This window comes from Candidatus Poriferisodalis multihospitum (assembly GCF_028283155.1).
Lineage (GTDB): Bacteria > Actinomycetota > Acidimicrobiia > Acidimicrobiales > Poriferisodalaceae > Poriferisodalis > Poriferisodalis multihospitum.
In genome coordinates this window covers 1-2,064 of sequence record NZ_JAPYOK010000001.1, presented here as the reverse complement: position 1 = coordinate 2,064, position 2,064 = coordinate 1, and the positions used below count along the sequence as shown (strand labels likewise).

3 protein-coding genes are annotated in these 2,064 nt (G+C 69.6%); all 3 read left to right on the top strand.

The window, feature by feature from the left end; translation table 11 throughout:
- The coding region (locus tag VI480_RS00015) for a class I adenylate-forming enzyme family protein (protein ID WP_416246601.1) at nucleotides 1-475 on the top strand (475 nt) is incomplete at its 5' end.
- Nucleotides 476-533: 58 nt separating this feature from the next.
- On the top strand, nucleotides 534-1,763 hold the full coding sequence (locus tag VI480_RS00010; RefSeq protein ID WP_323670756.1) for an amidohydrolase family protein: 1,230 nt from the start codon (nucleotides 534-536) through the stop codon (nucleotides 1,761-1,763).
- A 40-nt stretch (nucleotides 1,764-1,803) separates the two neighbouring features.
- The coding region (locus VI480_RS00005) for a CoA transferase (protein ID WP_323670755.1) at nucleotides 1,804-2,064 on the top strand (261 nt) is incomplete at its 3' end.

Genomic DNA, 2,064 nt, shown 5'->3' with positions numbered 1-2,064 from the left:
GATCGGCGAGGTGCAGCTGCAGACGTTCCGGGCCATGGACGGCTACTGGGGCAACGACGAGAAGACCCGCGTGACCATCGACGACGAGGGCTGGGTGCACACGGGCGATCTCGGCTATCTCGACGACGACGATTACCTGTTCCTGGCCGGCCGTACCGGCGACATGATCATCCGGGGCGGCGAGAACGTGCTCCCCGACGAGGTGGAGGGCGTGCTGTACGACCACCCGTCGGTGCTCGAAGCAGCAGTCGTGGGCCTGCCCAGCGAGGAGTGGGGTGAGCGTGTGGCGGCAGCGGCCGTCGTGCGGCCCGGCAGCGGCACCTCGGGCGACGATCTGGTTGCGCACGCCCGCGAGCGCCTCGCCCCGTTCAAGCGCCCCGAGTTCGTGCATCTGATGGACGAGTTGCCGCGGACCTCCACCGGCAAGTTGCTGCGCCGCGACCTCATCCCCATGCTCGACGATCTGGGCATCTGAGGCCGGTACCAAGGCTCGGCGCGGCGCTGCTGGGCTCGCCGGGGCCGCGAGCGCAGCCGTGAGCACCGCCCCGGCGCAGGGGTATCGGGACGATCACCTGCATCTGCTGGCGTGCGCCGCTGCACGCCGATCAACCGATGTCCAGGCTGCGGCGTCGGTGGGGGAACTGCTGGACATCGTCGGGCATGCCGCACGCAGCTCCGCCGTGCCGACGATGCTGCACGGCCGTCAGCCCAGCGCCGAACGCGATCGGGGCGATTCGCGTCGGTGGCTCCGGGCTTGGGGTTACGACGATGCGCTGCTCGCTGAGCGTCGCCACCCGACCGCCGCCGAGCTTGACGCCGTCACGCATGATGTTCCGACCGTGCTGCATCACGTCACCGGTCATGTGGCGGTGGTGAATACGGCCGCCGGCAACGCCTTGGGCCTGACGTCAGGCGATGTGCTCGTCGAGCGTCATGACCTGCTGGCAATGGTGCCGCGAACCGATCGCGATGCGACAGTGGCAGGCGTTGCCGAAGTGCTGGCCGACATGGCTGCGGCGGGCATCACTGCCTGTACCGACGCAACCCATACCAACGACCTCGGCGCACTGGAGCTGCTCGCCGAAGCGGCCGACATGGTGCCTTCGGTGGACGTCACGGCGATGGTGGGCGCCGACCGACTCGACGCGCTGGGAGACCTTGCATTCGGCGAGAGGCTGCTATCGCCTGGAGCAGCGGCAGGTGCTGCCGGGGTGCGAGTGGGACACGCCAAGGTCATGCCGCCTCACGACGACGGCGCGATCGCCGATCTGGTAGCGGCGGCGCGCGCTCATGGATTCCCGGTCGCCGTCCATGTCACGGACATCGACACGCTGCAAGCAACCTTGGATGCCGTGGAGGCCCATCCGCCGATGCCCGCCGGAACGGCGACGAGCGACGATCGCCGCCTCGGGGCCGGCCGACTTGCGCCCGACCGCATAGAGCACTGTGCGCTCGCGCTGCCCGAACAGCTCGACCGCGTCGCCCGGCTCGGCGTTGCGGTGGTGACCCAGCCCAGCTTCGTGACCCGGCGTGCACAGAAGTACCGAGAACAGCTCTCGCTCACGGAACAGGCGTGGCTCTGGCCGCTGGCAAGCCTGCTGCGTCGCGGCATCCGCGTCACCCTGTCCTCCGATGCTCCGACGGTTCCCGCCGATCCCGGCGAGTGGATAGCAGCCGCCACCGGTCGGGATCTCGCACCCGCTGAACGCATCGACGCCGATACCGCTCGCCGCCTGTGCATGGGAGGCGGCGCAGACTGTTGAGTACCCTGCCGCATCGCCGCTGCGAGCAGGGAGAAGGTCCATGGCCGGGCCGATGGAGGGCATCCGCGTCGTCGAGCTGGGTGTGTGGATCGCGGGACCCGCCTGCGGCGGGATCCTGGCTGACTGGGGCGCCGATGTCCTCAAGGTGGAAACGCCTGACGGCGACCCGTTCCGCTCGCTCGAGTGGCTGTTTCAGGGCGACGGCAACCCGCCGTTCGATCTGGACAATCGCGGCAAGCGCAGCATCGCTCTGGACCTGCGGCAGCCGGAAGGGCTCGCCGCGCTGCACTCCCTGCTGGCC